We start from the raw sequence: 16,637 nt of genomic DNA, 5'->3' as shown, positions 1-16,637 counted from the left end.
CGCTTGGACGTTAAAACCCAAGCGCCTCCAATCGGCCATCTACCCCTATTGCTGCTTCACCCCCGCCTGCTGCATCACCTGCTTCCACTTCAGGCTTTCCGACACGATGAAATCGTGCAGTTCCTGCGGGGTGGAGCCGACGGGTTCGATACCGTCCACGGCGAATTCCCTGGTCACGACGGGGTCCTTCAGCGCGGCGACGACGGCGTCGTGCAGCGTCTTGACGACTTCCGGCGGCGTGGCCTTGGGCGCCATCAGCGCATACCAGACGTACGATTCGTAGCCCGGCAGGCCGGCCTCGGCGATGGTGGGGACATTCGGATAGACCTCGGACCGGGTCTTGGTGGTCACCGCGATGGCGCGCAGCTTGCCCGAGTCGATCAGGCCCTTGGCGCTGCCGGCGCTCAGGAACATCGCCTGCACGCGGCCGGCCAGCAGGTCGGCGATGCCGTCGCCACCACCCTTGTAAGGGATGTGGGCGATATTGATCCCGGCCATGGACTTGAGCAGCTCCATCGACAGATGCAGGCCGCTGCCCGGGCCCGTGGACGCGTAAGAGTATTTGCCCGGGTCTTGCTTGGCCAGGGCGATGAATTGCTGCAGGTTCTGCGCCGGCAGGCTGGGATTGACCGTCAGGAAATAAGGCGCCTTGCCCAGCAGCGCAATGGGCTGGAAGTCCTTGAGGGGATCGTAGGGCAGGCTCTTGAACAGGTTCTGGTTGACCGCCACCTGCGCGGTCAGCGGCAGCACCAGCGCATAGCCGTCGGGCGCAGCGTTCTTGACGTAGTTCATCGCGATGATGCCGCTGGCGCCGCCGCGATTCTCGACGATGACCGACGTCTTCAGCACCTTGGTCAAGGCTTCGGCCAGCGGGCGGCCGACCACGTCGGCGCCGCCGCCCGGCGAATACGGCAGCTCCAGCCGTATCGGCCGCGAAGGATAGGACGCCGCATGCGCTGCCGCGCAGACGGACACCGCGGCGAGTAAGGATAAGAGGCGTTTCATATTCGAGGTCTCCTTGTGGCTTCGTGTCGTTATGAGGCGCACGTCCCGCCGCGGTTGCCCGCGGCGCGGCCTGGCGCGTCATGCGCCGCGCCAGGCGTCCGTCAATTCGTCAGTTCGTCAATTCATGCGTCAGGCGCGACAACTCCCGCGTAGCCGTCTCCAAGCGCTCGCGCATGGTGTCGTTCCACGAACCGGCACGCGCGTTGTCCTCGATATCGGCTTGCAGCAGCCGGTCGATCTCGCCAGGCTGCGGACCGCCCAGTCCTTGCCGCCCGGCGATCATTCGGCCGGCGTCGATGCACTGCGCGTAGTCCTGTTCGTCCAGGGGCAGGCCGGCGCCCGTCTGCTCGCGATAGAGGCGCGACGCCTCGGCGTAGGGAATATCCTTGAGCGCCTTCTTCTGCCGGCGGCCCAGGTCGGTCAACTCGGATGCATAGTGGTGCCCGATGCGGAAGGGCACGCCGGCCTTCTGCATCAGCTTGTCGGCGATCTCGGTCGCCGTGGAATAGTCGGCCTCGACCTCGGCGCGCGCCTGCGCGGGGTCGACCATCAAGCCCCCCACGACTTTCTCCAGCAGGTCCAGCACCAGGCCGGGACGCGATGGCGGCAGCGGTTCGTAGGCGCGGTAGTCGAACATGCCGCTGCGCACGTTATGGGCGGTCAGGTAGGGCCCCTGCAATTCCGCCAGCAGCAGGCTGCTCTGCGCGCGCAGTTGTTCGAGCGCGGCGGGGTTGCGTTTCTGCGGCATCAGGCTGCTGATGCCGGTCAGCGCGCCCTGCAGCGTCATCCACGGCGTGGGCGAGGCGTATTGCGCATGCAGATCCTGGGCGAACATGCCGATCTGCACCGCGCACGAGGCCAGCGCGCCGGCCAGCTCCAGGCTGCTGTCGACCGGACCGAGCTGGTTGGCGTCGTAGGCGTTCTCCACCATGCCGTCGAAACCGAGCAAGGCGGTCAGCCGCCGGCGGTCGATGGGAAAGCTGGAGGTCGATAGCGCCGCGGTGCCCAGCGTGCAGAGATTCACGCGCTTCCAGGCATCGGCCAGGCGCGCCATCTGCCGGCCCAGCGCGCTGGAGAAGGCCAGCAGGTAGTGCGCCAGCGTGGTCGGCTGCGCCTGCACGCCGTGCGTATACGCGGGAATCAGCGTGTCGCGGTGCCGCGCCGCCAGTTCGGCCAGGCGCGAGCGGGTGCGGCCGATGGCCTGGTGATAGCCGAGCAGGTCGTCGCGCAGGTTCATGCGCACCAGCGTGGAGGAAATATCCTGGCGGCTGCGCCCGGCGTGGATGAGCGACGCGTCGTCGCCGACCAGCGCCGTCAACTGCTTTTCGTAGTCGAGATAGTCCGCGCCGGTGCCGGAGACGCTTTCGTGCAGTTGCAGCACACCGCGCGCGATTGCCGCGGCCTTGTCCCGCGCCACGATGCCGCGCTCGGCCAGCATGCGCAGGGACGCCATATTGATCTGCGACAGCCAGCGCGGCGCGCGCGCGCCGCCGCGGAATACCGCGTTGACGTCCGAAGCGGGGCTGGCGCCGGTAGGCGTGATGTTCGACATGCGCGATCCTGACGGTAAGGTAAGTTGCCGGCGGGATTCTGCAGGGCGCCTCGGCGCACGGTCAAATGACTTTTCGGGTATTGATCATTCCCCGCGGGGAATGATCGCGGGCGCGCCGAGCCGCGTGGCGGCGCGTCTCAAGCCGATTCGCCGCCGAGCTGCGCGAGCAGTTCGGCGCGCGTAAGATGCGGCAGGATCATGGCCAGGTAGTCGAGGGCGTAGGCGCTGAGCAGATAGTCCTCGCGCAGCGTGACCATGGCGGTGGAGGCGGGAAACAGGTGGCTGACGTCGATCTCGCGCAAGCGGCCATCGGTCTCGTCGGACATGGCGATCTTCTGCAGCACGGCGATGCCGATGCCGCGCGCCACATAGGTCTTCATGATGCTGACGTCCGAAGCCCGCATCACCACGCGCGGCTGCAATCCATGGCGCTGGAAGACCTGGCTGACCACCGCGCCGGACGTGTAGCGCTCGTCGTGCACGACCCACGGCCAGCGCGCCAGCTCGTCCAGCGTGATGGGACGGCCATCGAGCAGGGGGTGGCCGTCGGGCACCGCCAGGCAGCGCGGGATATCGTAGGCGGGGATGGCCAGCAGGCCGGGCGGCGTGGCGCCCGGCAGCGTGCTGACGCCGAAATCCAGCGAACCGTCGCGCACCTTCAGGTAGATTTCGGCGGGCGTGCCCAAGGAGTATTCGAGCCGCACCTTCGGGTGGGCGGCGACGAAGCGGTCGGTCGGCGACAACAGGTGATAGCGGGCATGGATGTGGGTGGTGCCCACGCGCAGCACGCCTTCGGCCTCGGCGCCCTCCCCGCCCGCGCCCAACTGGCGAAGCGCCTGGGTATCGCGCAGGATGCGCCCGGCCAGCGTATAGGCTTCCTTGCCCGCCTCGGTCAGGCCGACCAGGCGATTGCCGCGCCGCACGAACACCTCCACGCCCAGTTCGGTCTCGAGCGCGCGGATGAGCTTGCTGATGCCGGGCTGCGTGGTGAACAGCGCGCCCGCCGTACGCGACACGTTGAACTTGTGGGCGACGACTTCACGCAGGCAATGCAGTTGCTGGAAAGTGATAGACATGGACGGCAGGCGGTCCCGGCCGGGACCGATGTCCCACCTTCCGGCACGCTTCAAAAGCGATACTTTACATCCAGCATCCCGGCATTCAGTTGGCTGCCGGCGCCGAACTGGCCGTTGTAGCTGACGCCGACCGTCGTGTGCCGGCTCACCTCCATATCCACGCCCAGCGCCAGCACCGCCGAATCATGCGCGACCGGCGCGCCATAGACCGTGAACGGCTGGCTGCCGTCGAAAGCCAGCGTGGCCTTCGGATCGACATCCCCGTAGGCATGGCGCCAGCCCACGGTGGCGTGCAGGCGGCCTTGCGCGCCGGCGCTTTCGAAGGTCGTCTGCGCATGCAGGCCCAGCGTGGTGGTGGCGAGCTGGCTGCGGCCGGGCTTGCCCGCCAACGCGGCGTCGCCGCCCGATTCGGCGAACCCGCGGGTGCGCAGATCGCTATAGTCCGCGCCCACGAATGGCTCGACGGACACGCGGTCATTCAAGGGCAAGGCATAGCCCAGCTCGGTGAAGAATTGACCCGTGCTCGCGTGGTAATTGCTCTTCAGCGATTCGTTCGCGCCGGCCGCGTCCACGCTGCGCCGGGTCTTGACGTCGTGCCAGGTGTACGCGGCGCCCACGGTCACGTTGATCTTTCCGGGTCCGGCCTCGAACCCCTTGCCGCCATAGATCGTGGCGCTGTAGCTGTCGGCGTCGGTGGTCGAAGACAGATCCCGCACGGTGGCATGGCTGTCGGTATAGCCCAGCGCGCCGCCGACGCGCCAGCCATTGCCCACGCCATGATCGCCGCCCAGGAACAGGCCGCCATCGGAATCCTGCGTCCTGTATGCATCGCCGTTGCCGCTCAGCGTGCGCCAGTTGCCGAAAACCTGCGCCCAGACAGGCTGCGCGGCGGACGACGGCAGCGCGGACGCATCTCCGTTCCCCAGTTGGGCCGTGGCCGCGCCAGGCAGGCGCGCCGCGTCCAGATTCGCGCGGAAATGCGATAGCGGCACGCTGGTCACGTTATCGCTCACGCCGCGCAGCACGGCGATGGCGCCGGCATAGGCTTCGCCCGACATCGAATCGAACACGGCGGGCGGCGCGCCCTCGGGCAGGTTCAACACCCGCGTATACAGCCCGTTGCTCGCGGGCAGGCTTTGCAGCGCATTGGCGACCGCGCGCTGGTTATGCGTGGCGGCAAGATCCGCGAACCGGATAGGCCGGGTGCCCCCGCCATCATCGGACCCACCGCCACTGTCCGACCCGCCGCCACTGTCCGACCCGCCGCCACTGTCCGACCCGCCGCCATTGTCCGATCCCCCCTCATCCGGCACCTGCTTCAATTGCATCAACAGGTCCACGTCATTGGCGCTGTAGGCCAGGCTGGGCGTCAGATAAGCCAGGTTGCTCGACACCGCGCCGAAGGCGCCGCGGACGCCGTTGTCCGCGGTCAGGATGGTGTACGACGTCGAGGCCGCATAAGTGCCGTCCTGTCCCAGGTCCACCACCGAGCCCGCCAGGCTCGCCGTGCCGGCGACGTGCACGCTGCCATGACTGCCGTCGGCCGCGGTCTGCACGCGCAAGGTCGCGCCCGGCATGAACGTCAGGTCGCCGTTGACGCGCAGCGTTCCCATCGGCGTGGCGGCGTTGCCGGGCGACAGCGTCGCGCCGAACGCGATCGTCGCGGGCCCCACGGCGCCCACGCCGGACAGCGTGGTCATCGGATTGACGAAAAGCGTCCCGCCCAGCGCGCCATCGACTTGCAGGCCACCCATCGCCACCTGCGTCATGCCGGCATATCCACTGCTGTCGCCGCTCAACGCCAAGGTACCCGCGCCCAGTTTCGTCAGCGTGCCAGCCCCGGAGATGGAGCCGCTGAAATTCGTATCGTCGGAACGATTGAAGACCAGGCGGCTGTTGTTCCGGATATCGCCGGACAAACTGCCGCCGGTCGCGCCGTCGCCCACCTGAAGCTGGCCCGCATCGACCACGGTCGTGCCGGTGAACGTATTCTGCCCGGCCAGGACCAGCGTGCCCACGCCCATCTGCCGCACCGTGCCGGCGCCGGAAATCGCGCCGCCGAAGGTCACGATGTCGCCGCGGTCGAAAGCCAACGTGCCGGCGGGGCCCACATTCACATCGCCGGCGATGCCGCCGAAGTTGCCGCCGATGCCTAGCTGCAGCGTCCCCGCCGTGACCGACGTGCCGCCGCCATAGCTGTTGTCGCGTACCAATACCAGGGTGCCGTCGCCCGACTTGCTCAAGGAGCCGGTCCCGGACAACGCCTGGTTCAGGGTAAAGGTATTGACCGCGTCGGCGATATCGAAACCGCCGCCCGCCGCGCCCAGCGTGATATCGCGCAGGGTGCCGCGGAAGGTGGCGCCAGTCACGCGCAACACGCCGCCATTCAAGGTCAAGGCGTTGGCGACGTCGCCCAGGGAACGGTCGTCGCCTATGGATAGTTTCCCGGCGCTGATCGTCGTGCCGCCGGTATAGGTGTTCATGCCCGTCAGCACCAATGTCCCCAGGCCCCGCTTGTCCAGGCCATCGCTGCCCGCCAGGACATTGCCCAGCGTCGCCGTCCAGCCGGCGCTGGCCGCGCTGCCGTCGCCCACGGTCACTTGCACGGGCGCGGGATGGCCGCCATCCGCGACGAGCGTCAGCGCATCACCCGTCATGGCGTAGCCGTCGCTGGCGAACTGCATGCCGGTCGCCTGCACCGCGCCCGCCGCATTCGACACGTTCACCGTGCCCGCCGTGCCGCCGAAGATCGCGAAGCCGGGCTGCGGGCGCATGGCGCCCATCACGTGCCCGGTCATATCCGCCCAATCCGTCGCGGTCCTGGACCAGGTTCCGGAACCACCGCCCATCCGCGATGGCAGCGCCCTGCCGTCGGCGTTCCAGAAATTCAGATCGGGCACATCGCCGCTGACCAGGTTGATGCGCTTGTCGTCGCTCAATCCCTGCACGAACAAACTGCTGCCTATCGGCGTCTTACTCAGGATCGGCATGGAGCCGGTCAGCGTGCCGCCATAGCTGAACAGGTTGTATACGCCCGCGCCCATTCCGCTGGCGTAGGCGACGTTGACCCTGACGCCGTCCAGCTCCAGATCGCCCGTCACCGCCACGCTGCCGCTGGCGCCGGGAATGGTCCAATTCGGCCCGGGCGCGCCCAGGGAGACATCCAGGAAACTGCCCGGCAACCCCTGAAGGCTCCCGACCGTCAACGTGCCCAAGCCGTTGCCCGGCTGAAGATGCGCGCCGGCGTTCAAGCGGACCGCGCCGCCCACGCTGCCGTAGCCGCCGAGCGTGGCGCCCGCGTCGACGGTAATGCTGTTGCCGTAGACCGCGTTGCCGTGCGTGACGGGGTTGTCCCCTACCAGCAGCTTGCCGGACATGACTTCCATGTAGCCGGGCGTAGCGCTGACGCCGTTTAACGCCAGCGTCCCGGCGCCGCCTGGAACAACGATGCCGTTGCCGGAGATCGCGCCGTTGTAGGCGTAGTCCCCGTTCCGGAAAAAAAACACGGTCCCGTTGTTGACGAGGTCGCCGGTGATCGAGCCCGTATCGTTCGGCGAATCGCGCCTGCCCAATTGCAGGATCGCGCCCGGCAATACCGTCGTGCTTCCTGTGTAGGTACTGTCCGCGGTGAACAGGGTCGTGCCGCTGCCGCCGACCACCACGCTCCCACTGCCTTGGACCACGCTGTCGAGCGAAAGACCGACCGCGGGCGGATCCAGGACGAGCTGGCCGTTGTCGACGATGGGACCACTCAACCACGCTCCCGTCGTCCCGTCGCCGAGCTGCAGCGTCCCGCCGGAAATGGTCGTCGTGCCGGTGTATGCCTGGTTGAGCAGCAGCGTCAACTTGCCGTCGCCCGCTTTGTTCAAGGAGCCCGAACCGGCTATCCTGGTCGAGATCGTCGTATCGAAGCCATTGGTGTCGAGCGTCGCCGTTCCCGGGTTCAGGGTAATTCCGCGCGTCGGCGCCAGGTCGAAGGCATTGAGCCATTTCAAGGCCGCGCCGTCGCCGAACGCGAGCTTGTTGGACGCGACGCCCAGGGCCGCGTCGCTGCCCACCGCCAGCGTGCCCTGCGCAACGTCGACATCGCCGTCGAAGGTATTGTTTCCGGTAAGGGCCAGGGTCCCGGCCCCTTTCTTGGTGATATTGCCCGCGCCGGTGATGTCGTTCGGCAGCACGATGTCCGTGGGCTGGTTGAACGTCAATGCCGTCAAGCCGGGCGACGGCGAGGCGCCGAGCTGGATATCTCCCGTCAATCCCGCGACGGGACCGTCGAACCGCAGCACGTTCGAGCCGCCGGTAAAGACGATGGCGGGCGCCTGCGTCGCAAGGTCGCCGCTCACGCCGCCGGCGATGAGGCCGTCGGTCTCGATGCTCAAATCGCTGCCCTGGATGGCGACGCCGCCGAGCGACACGCCACCGCCCGGGTTGGTATTCGACCCGCCCGCGCCGCCGCTGATCGATCCATGATTGTTCACAGCGATGTTGTCGCCCAGGATGCCTATGCCGCCCGACCCGCCCGTGCCGGGCGTCGAAATTGCGGAAAAGCCCCCCACGCCGCCGCGTCCGCCCACCACTTGGCCCGCGCCGCCGATATCGATGGAATAGGCCCCGGCCCCGGTCTGTATTCCGTTGCCGCCCGTTCCACCGTTACCGCCCGGGCTCGGAAGCGCGAAGCCGCCGCCACCGCCGACGCCACCGCGCACCGTGCCGCCATCCACCAGCGAAATCTCGATGACGCTGCCGCTGGACGCCGTCGTGATGTAGAGCAGCCCGACTCCGCCGCGGCCGCCGTCGCCCGCCAAGCCGGCGTTGTCCGTGTTGCCGCTACCGCCCTTTCCGCCCCCGCCGCCCGAAAAGCTGGTGGTGCTCGACGCCAGCGAGACCCCGGAAGAGGTCGTGACCACGACCCCATTGCCGCCGTCGCCGCCCCATCCGCCGCTGGAAAGGCCGGAGCCGTCCAATCCGGCAGTCCCACCGCCGCCACCGCTTCCCCCGTTGGCGGACCCGTATACGATCATGGATCCGGGACCAATGGGCGAGGTCACCGGCGAAGTAATCACCAGCCCGGAGCCGCCTTCCCCGCCGCCGCCGCCGCCACCGCCCGGGATCGTGGCTTGCCAGCCGTCTCCCCCCGGGGAGCCCACGAAAGAGCCTGAAATCCCGCCTGACACGACGGAGAGCTCGCGTCCATGCACCCCTCCAGCGCCACCCAGGCCGCCATAAGGCGTCATGCCGCCCGCGCCCGCGACAAAACCCGCGCCGCCGCCGCCAGCGCCGCTATCGACAGACCCGTTGGCGCCGGCCCCGCCCTCGCCTCCCGGCGCGTAGTTCGCTTCGCCCCCCGCCGCATGCGTACTGGACGCCACCACCCCCGATCCGCCCGCCCCGCCGTCCGCCAGCGCGGCCACCGGTGCGAACAAGGTGGCTAGCGCGAGCACGTTGCGGCGCAGCACGCCCGTTTTTCCCGATTTTCGATGAGAGGTCTTGCGGGTTTTCTTGGAAGCGCCCATGGCCGTTGGATAGGAGGATGGAAAACCCCGCGAGTCTATGGAAATGCCGGCGTCCGCGAATCACCCGTTCTAGGTACGAAACAACACTTGGCGAGCCGCTGAAGACCGCCATCCCCGGGACGAGGTGCTGGCTCTAGAATACGGCCCAGGACCCGACTTGCAATGGACATGGAACCCGGACAGACAAAGGCCCCCGTGCGCGTTTTCATCGTGGAGGACGACGCCGCCTTGCGCATCGAGTTCGAGCGCATGCTCAGCGCCCGGCAAGGATTGGTCTTGGCGGGCAGCGCGCAGAACATGGCCGACGCGCGCCGCCTGCTGGGACAGATGCCGTGCGACGTCGTCATCGTCGATCTGGGGCTGCCCGACGGCGACGGATCGGACTTGATCGCATGGCTGAACCGCGAACGGCCGAACGCCACGGTGCTGGTCAGCACTGTCTTCGGCGACGAAACGCACGTCGTGCGCGCCATCGAGGCCGGCGCGCGCGGCTATCTGCTCAAGGACACGACGCAAGCGGAATTCGTCCGCTCGCTCCTGGCCGTGCACGCGGGCGACGCGCCGCTGTCGCCGCAGATCGCGCGGCACCTGCTCAAGCGTTTCGCGCCGGCGCCGTTGGCTTCCGAGCGCAGATCCTCGAGTCACGGCCCGCAAGCCGGCGACCTGACGCCGCGCGAAGTGGACATCCTGAACCATGTCGCGCTGGGCTATTCGGCCTCGGAAACCGCCGCCCGCCTGTCGGTGTCCATCCATACCGTCACCACGCACATCAAGCGCATCTACGGCAAGCTGGCCGTGCACAATCGCGTGGAAGCCGTCAACGCCGCGCGCAGCAAGGGACTGATCTAGTGAGCGGGCGCACGCCTGCCGTCGTCTTCCGGGCAGTGCTGGCGCATTTCCTGGCGGCCATGTGTTTCCTGGCGATCACCGCGGCGCCGGCCTTGGCCGAGAACCCGGCCATCGAGTTGCGGCAGGCGCGATTCATCCCCGGCGACGCGGCGCAGCCTCCTGTTTCGGGCGGCACGCCGGTGACGCTTCCCGACGTCTGGAGACTCACGCATCGAGACCTGGACGGCTATGCCTGGTACGTCATGACGTTCACATTGGACGAGATTCCCACGCAGCCCCTGGTGCTCTATGCCCCGCATATCTCCGTCATCGCGGAATTCTGGCTCAACGGATCGCTTCTGAACGCTGGCGTCGCTTTCGACACGCCCGACAAGATGGGCACGACGATGAGCGACGCCCCCGTGCGCCTGGTGCTGCCATCGCGCCTGTTTCTCCCCGGCGCCAACACCCTGGCCGTCCGCCTGCAAGGCAGCTCGCAAGTGCGCAGCGGCCTGTCCGCGATAACCATAGGGCCGGCGGAGCAGATAGATCCGGCATGGCGGATTCGCTACGCCTTGCAGGTGGCGATACCGTACGGACTGCTGATCGTCCTCGGCGCGGGTTTGTGCTTCCTGGTGGCTTACCTGCGCCGCCAGCGGCGCACGCACCTTCTGCAATTCGGCTTGCTGGTGGGCGTATTCGCGGCCACCTCGTATATCTCCTGGGTCCTGCCGATCAGCCGCGGGCAACAGGAATTGCTGCGCATATTCTCCTCGACCACCATGTATTGGGTGTTGTTCGTGGCGGGGTATAACCTGGCCGGCTTCCGCGTGCGCTGGCTCCTGCCCGCCTGGCATGCCTTGACCATCGCGACGCTCATTGCCGTGTCCGTCGCGGCCATCATGCGCCCGGTCACCGACTTGCTATGGCTGCTGCTCTGGCCGCACATCCTGGCGCGCGCCGCGGTCATCGGCCTGCTGCTCTACCGGGGCTGGATCTCGCGTTCCCTGAAGCACTGGGCGCTGGGGCTGACCGCCCTGCTGTGGCTGGCCGGCATCGCCCAGGCCTCGCTGGTCGGGATGGAATTGATGTCCTGGAACGACTTCCGGTGGAGCGTGATCGGCGCGGCGCCTTTCTGCCTCGTGCTGCTCTTCGCCTTCGCCGAGGCCTTCATCCTGGATCGGGAACAGGCCGCGGTATCGCAGCGCACGGCCGTGACGACGGAGCGCGAACGCATCCTGCAGGACATGCACGACGGCATGGGCGCGCACCTGGTCGCGGCGCTGCATATGGCGCGGCGTCCGGAAACCGACAAGCGCGAACTCGTCAGGTCGCTGGAGGAATCGCTACAGGACATGCGCCTGATCATCGACTCGCTGGACACTCAGTCTCCCGGTTTGCTGCCGCTGCTGGCCAATCTCCGCTTCCGCCTCGAACCGCAGCTCAAGGCCATCGGCATCCGCCTGGAATGGGATATCCATCCGCTGCCCGGCCTGCCGCCCCTGACGCCGGACGAAACGCTGGCGGTGCTGCGCATCGTGCAGGAGGCGGTCAACAATGCGATCCGGCATGCGCAGCCCAGGAACGTCCGCATCGCGGCGCGGCCGGAAGGGAATGGGGCGCTGATTTCCATCAGCGATGACGGGCGCGGTTTTTCCACTGACGGGGTGGAGCGGGCCGGGGCGCATGGGTTGAGAGGGATGCGGGCGCGGGCGGCGAAGCTGGGGGCGAGGCTCGCGATCGAGAGCGGGAGCGAGGGGACGCGGGTTTGGCTTGAGATTGGGAGGGTGGGGGCGGGTTAGGTTCCATGCCGGGCCGTACAGCGCGCCTTTTGTGACTTTTTCTCCGCGCCCGCTGAGATGTTTTCGTTTGATGCCGCCAAGGCCTGCGATCTATATTTTTGCCAGCCCAGCGCGCTCCCCGCCTTTTCTCCCACCTGGACGGCCTTGCCGTCTACCTGACGAACCCTGCGATCACAACAATGACGAACGAGACACCCGTAGCAATCATCACCGGTGCGGCCAGCGGCATCGGCCACGCCACCGCCCAACTGCTCGCGAGCCGCGGCTATCGCGTCGCCATCGCCGACCTACGTGGACCCGCCGCGCAGGAGGCCGCCGAAGCGATACGCGCAAGCGGCTTCGAGGCGATGCCCGTGACGGTCGACGTCGCCGACGAAACCAGCGTAAAGGCGATGGTCGACGCGGTCGTCGCGAAATGGGAGCGCCTGGACGTACTGGTCAACAGCGCGGGGCTCGAAAGCGCCAAGCCGTTTCTCGACATCACGCCGGAGGAGTTCCGCCGCGTAATCGAAGTCAACACGACGGGCACCTGGCTCTGCGGCCAGGAAGCGATCCGTCAGATGCTGAAGCAGAAGAGCGGCTCCATCGTCAATCTCAGCTCGATCGCGGGCATCAGGGGCGGCGGCATGCTGGGCACCTCCGCGTACGCGACGTCCAAGGGCGCCATACTCGCGCTGACCAAGTCGCTCGCGCGCGAATTCGCCAAGTCGGGCATACGCGTGAACGCGGTCGCGCCGGCTTTCACGCTGACCGATTTCGTGCGCCGGCAACTGGCAAGCAAGCCGGAAGGCTTCATCGACTCGATCTACGCCGTCACGCCGATAGGCCGTGGCGCGCAGCCGGAGGAAATCGCGGAAGTGGTGGCGTTCCTCGCGTCGCCGCAGGCGTCGTTCGTGACGGGCAGCGTCTATAACGCGGACGGCGGAACGGCGATGTAAGCCTGGCAGCGGGTTCGCGCGGCCGCGTCATGCCGCCACTTCATGCTGTCACATCATCCGGCCTAACCCTCGGTGCTCAGCCATTCTTCCCTGAGCCAATCGACGAGCGCCACGGCCTGCGGCCGCGCCTCCAGATGCGGCGCCACCCACAGCACCAGCTTGCGCGGCCCCTTCACAAAGCCAAACGGCGCAACCAGCGTGCCGGAATCCAGTTCGTCGCGCACCAGCATGCGCGGCACCGCCGCCACGCCGAGACCGCACTTCGCGGCCTGGATCTGCAGATAGAAATGCTCGAACGATTCGGCAACGGCGGGACGGCGCGCGGGCGACAAGCGGCTCGCCTCGTACCAGTTGTCCCACGCGGCCGGGCGTGTAGCCGTAGCGAGCAAGCGCGCGCGTTCGAGATCGTCGGGCGTGGTGATGCGCGTCATGCGCATGTACTCGGGCGAGCAGACCACCCCGATCCACTCATCGACGAGCGGCTTCGGCTCGATGTCCTTCGGCGGCTTGATGGTGGACAGCCGGATCGCCACGCTGACGTTATCGCGCGCGAAGTCGACCTCGCCGTAGCCCGTGTGAAAGCCGATTTCGAGTTGCGGCTCCTTCCTATGCAGCCTGGAGAGGCGCGGCAATAGCCAGTACATCATGATGGAGGCCGAGCACGACAGCGTGAGCGGACCCGGCCGCACCCTGTCTACGCTCGCCTGGATCAGGGCGAACGCGCGAGACAGGCCTTCGGCGAGTTGCGCGCCCTCCGGCGTCGGCTCGGTGGCATGGGCGTTGCGCAGGAGCAGCAGCACGCCCAGGTTGTCCTCCAGCGAGCGGATGTGACGGCTGATCGCGCCGTGCGTGACGGATAGTTCGGACGCGGCTTCGCCAAAGCTGCGCAGGCGCGCGGTGGCTTCGAACGCACGCAACGCATTGAGTGAAGGACGGGGCATGCGTAGATTTCCTCGCAGACGGAGCGCTCGCGGCGGCTATTGTGAGTTTTTCGCATCGCGCGCAGAAATCATATCGTTTGAAGCTTTTGAGCGTCAATCTTATAGTCAGTCGCTCGGAAGCGCGCATGCAAAGGCGTTCCTTGCCTTCTCGTGCGCGCCGAATAAATCGAGATATGGAGACAGACGGCGCACTCCATTCCGTTCGCGCCCGCTGCAATGTAAAGCCGTCAACATGCTCAACAACCCTCGTCCCCGCGCGGAATTCACGGCGCGTTACTTCGCGGAAAGCTCGGTGCCGTTGGCAAAGGCCGCCGAAGTCATCGCGGGAGAACAGTCGAGCGGCACCTTTCTCGCGCTATCCGGCGAAACCGATGAATTGAAGGAGCGCGCCCGCGCTCGCGTGGTACGCGTGGATTCGCTCCCGCCCGTGCTGGAGCCTTCCTTGCGAAGCGCGTTCGTCGAGCGCCGCGACCCCACGCCGATCTATTATCGCGGCGAGATAGAAATCGCCTTCCCGGTCGACAACGTGGGCACGAATCTGCCGCAGTTGCTCTCGACCATCGCGGGCAACCTGTTCGAGCTGGGTGAAGTCACCGGCCTCAGGCTGCTCGACATCGACCTGCCCGACGACTATGCCGCGCGCTTTCCCGGCCCCGCGTTCGGCATCGAAGGCACGCGACGCGTGACCGGCGTGCATGGCCGTCCGCTGATCGGCACGATCGTCAAGCCGAGCATCGGCCTGTTGCCGGAGGAGACCGCGAAGATCGTCGACGATCTTTGCGCCGCCGACATCGACTTCGTCAAGGATGACGAACTGCTCGGCAATCCGTCATATGCGAGTTTCGACGCGCGTCTCGCGGCCGTCATGCCGGTGCTGCACCGCCATGCCGACCGCATGGGACGCATGCCGATGTACGCGATCAACATCTCCGGCACCATCGACGAGATGCTGCGCCGTCACGACCAGGTGCTCGCCGCCGGGGGCACCTGCATCATGATGTGCATAAACTGGGTTGGCTTCGCGGGCATCGAGCACATGCGCCGGCATTCGCAGTTGCCCCTGCACGGCCACCGCAACGGCTGGGGCGCGTTCACGCGCTGTCCGCAGCTCGGCTTTTCGTTCGCGGCGTACCAGAAGCTTTGGCGGCTCGCGGGCATCGACCATCTGCACGTGAACGGCGTGCGCGGCAAGTTCTGGGAGCCGGATGCGTCGGTGATCGACTCCGCGCGCTCGTGCCTCGCCCCTTTTGCGGGCGTACAGCCGCTGATGCCGGTGTTCTCGTCGGGACAATGGGCGTCGCAGGCCCCGGATATGTATAAAGCCCTGGGCTCGGTCGATCTGATGCACCTCGCGGGCGGCGGCATCATCGGGCATCCACGGGGCATCTCAGCGGGCGTGGCCAGCATGCGCGAAGGCTGGGAAGCGGCGATGCAAGGCATCGACCTCGACACGTACGCGCAGACGCACCCCGCGCTCAGCGCCGCGCTGTCCCACTTCAAGGCGATTTGAACGACGATGAGCGAAGCCTGCCGTCCGACCTTGCGACTCGCCTTCTACGGCGACGATTTCACCGGATCCACCGATGCGCTCGAAGTGCTGGCCTTCGCGGGGCTGCGCTGCGCCCTCTTCCTGAAGCCGCCCACGCCCGAACGGCTCGCCGCGCTCGGCGGATTCGACGCCATCGGGGTGGCGGGCGACAGCCGGGCGATGACGCCCGCCGAAATGACCCCGGCGCTGACGCCCATATTCGCCGCGCTGCGCGCGCTCGGCGCGCCTATCCTTCACTATAAAGTCTGCTCGACGTTCGACAGCGCGCCCCATATCGGCAGCATCGGGCGCGTGATGGAAATCGCGCGCGCAGGCTTCGGCCCGCGAACCATTCCGATCGTCGCGGGCACGCCCGCGCTGAAGCGCTATTGCATCTTCGGCAATCTTTTCGCGCGCTCGGGCACGGACGGCAAGATCTACCGTATCGATCGCCATCCCATCATGAGCGCGCATCCGGTCACGCCGATGGACGAAGGCGATCTCCTGCGCCACTTCGCGCGGCAGACGGACTTGCCGCTGGAAGGCTTCCACCTGCCGAATTTCGAGGAGGGCCGCGCCGCGCTCGATGGCGCGTGGCAGGCGGCGCTCGACGCCGCGCCCGCCGGCCTGCTGCTGGATACCGCGACGCGCGCACATCTGACCGAAATCGGGCGACTGCTCGAAGGCTATGCGCAGACCCACGGGCCGGTATTTGCGGTTGGCTCGTCCGGCCTGGAATACGCCATGACGCAATGGTGGGCCGAGCAAGGAACCCTGCCCGCGGTAACGCGTTCGTTCGACCGGATCGAGCCGGCCGCGCCGATACTCGCGATGTCGGGAAGCGCATCGCCGCTGTCGGCGACGCAGATCGACGCGGCGATCGCGGCGGGTTTCGCGGACATCGCCATCGACGCCCGCGCGCTGATCGACGATCGACAGGGCGCAAGCGCATTCGACGACATCGTGAATCGCGCGCTCCACGCATTGCGCGACGGCCGCAGCGTGATCCTGCATACGGCGCGCGGGCCGCGCGACCCGCGCATCGGCGAGATGCTCGACGCGCTCACGGCGCGAGGCATGACCCGCGACGATGCGCGTCATCTCGGTGGCCGCGCGCTGGGGCAGCGGCTCGGCGCGATCGCGGATGCGGTGCTCAAGGCCCAGCCGCTGCGCCGCCTGATCCTGTCCGGTGGCGACACGTCGAGCCAGGTCACGCAGGTGCTCGGGCCGGATGCGCTCGAGATCGACACGCGTCTGACGCCCGGCGCGCCGCTATGCCGCGTCATCTCCGAAAAGCCGCATCTGCGGAACCTTCAGCTTGCATTGAAGGGCGGTCAAATGGGCGACGCGGGATTCTTCGTCAGTGCGCGCGACGGGAACATCGCCTGATAGAGACCTGACGACGCAGACCCCCGAGGGTGACGATGTCTTCCGACATCGCCACCCCCAGAACA

The 16,637-nt window shown here is 67.3% G+C and carries 10 protein-coding genes; 5 read left to right on the top strand and 5 right to left on the bottom strand.

Annotated elements, in window-relative coordinates; all coding sequences use genetic code 11:
- Positions 1 to 45: 45 nt before the first annotated feature.
- The 4 genes from CAL29_RS03045 to CAL29_RS03030 form a co-directional block, all read right to left on the bottom strand.
- On the bottom strand, positions 46 to 1,005 hold the full coding sequence (locus CAL29_RS03045; RefSeq protein WP_094851510.1) for a Bug family tripartite tricarboxylate transporter substrate binding protein: 960 nt from the start codon (positions 1,003 to 1,005) through the stop codon (positions 46 to 48).
- Positions 1,006 to 1,114: 109 nt separating this feature from the next.
- Entirely contained in the window at positions 1,115 to 2,557 is a 1,443-nt protein-coding gene (locus CAL29_RS03040) for an argininosuccinate lyase (protein ID WP_094851509.1), read from the bottom strand.
- A 137-nt stretch (positions 2,558 to 2,694) separates the two neighbouring features.
- Complete coding sequence (locus tag CAL29_RS03035) at positions 2,695 to 3,633, bottom strand: LysR substrate-binding domain-containing protein (protein WP_256977155.1); 939 nt, start codon at positions 3,631 to 3,633, stop codon at positions 2,695 to 2,697.
- Positions 3,634 to 3,683: 50 nt separating this feature from the next.
- Positions 3,684 to 9,089 carry an autotransporter domain-containing protein gene (locus CAL29_RS03030; RefSeq protein WP_179283881.1) on the bottom strand — a complete coding sequence of 1,802 codons (5,406 nt, stop codon included), beginning with the start codon at positions 9,087 to 9,089 and terminating at the stop codon, positions 3,684 to 3,686.
- 219 nt (positions 9,090 to 9,308) lie between these two features.
- On the opposite strand from CAL29_RS03030, the gene CAL29_RS03020 reads away from it, so the two are divergent.
- From CAL29_RS03020 to CAL29_RS03010, 3 genes are all read left to right on the top strand, one after another.
- Positions 9,309 to 9,995, top strand: a complete 687-nt coding sequence (locus tag CAL29_RS03020) for a response regulator (RefSeq protein WP_094851507.1) — start codon at positions 9,309 to 9,311, stop codon at positions 9,993 to 9,995.
- On the top strand, positions 9,995 to 11,776 hold the full coding sequence (locus CAL29_RS03015; protein ID WP_094851506.1) for a sensor histidine kinase: 1,782 nt from the start codon (positions 9,995 to 9,997) through the stop codon (positions 11,774 to 11,776). The genes CAL29_RS03020 and CAL29_RS03015 overlap by 1 nt, the downstream gene beginning before the upstream one ends.
- A 179-nt stretch (positions 11,777 to 11,955) precedes the next feature.
- Positions 11,956 to 12,714, top strand: a complete 759-nt coding sequence (locus CAL29_RS03010) for an SDR family NAD(P)-dependent oxidoreductase (protein ID WP_094851505.1) — start codon at positions 11,956 to 11,958, stop codon at positions 12,712 to 12,714.
- Positions 12,715 to 12,776: 62 nt separating this feature from the next.
- Here the strand turns inward: CAL29_RS03010 and CAL29_RS03005 are convergent, their stop codons facing one another.
- On the bottom strand, positions 12,777 to 13,655 hold the full coding sequence (locus CAL29_RS03005; RefSeq protein WP_094851504.1) for a LysR substrate-binding domain-containing protein: 879 nt from the start codon (positions 13,653 to 13,655) through the stop codon (positions 12,777 to 12,779).
- A gap of 232 nt (positions 13,656 to 13,887) precedes the next feature.
- On the opposite strand from CAL29_RS03005, the gene CAL29_RS03000 reads away from it, so the two are divergent.
- Together CAL29_RS03000 and CAL29_RS02995 are read left to right on the top strand one after the other, a co-directional pair.
- Positions 13,888 to 15,165 carry a ribulose-bisphosphate carboxylase large subunit family protein gene (locus CAL29_RS03000; RefSeq protein WP_094851503.1) on the top strand — a complete coding sequence of 426 codons (1,278 nt, stop codon included), beginning with the start codon at positions 13,888 to 13,890 and terminating at the stop codon, positions 15,163 to 15,165.
- A 6-nt stretch (positions 15,166 to 15,171) separates the two neighbouring features.
- Positions 15,172 to 16,572, top strand: a complete 1,401-nt coding sequence (locus CAL29_RS02995) for a four-carbon acid sugar kinase family protein (RefSeq protein ID WP_094851502.1) — start codon at positions 15,172 to 15,174, stop codon at positions 16,570 to 16,572.
- Positions 16,573 to 16,637 lie beyond the last annotated feature (65 nt).

Origin of the sequence: Bordetella genomosp. 10, from assembly GCF_002261225.1 — a bacterium.
Classification (GTDB): domain Bacteria; phylum Pseudomonadota; class Gammaproteobacteria; order Burkholderiales; family Burkholderiaceae_B; genus Bordetella_C.
The sequence above is the reverse complement of the archived record's forward strand: the minus strand, read 5'-3'. Positions and strand labels throughout refer to the sequence as shown.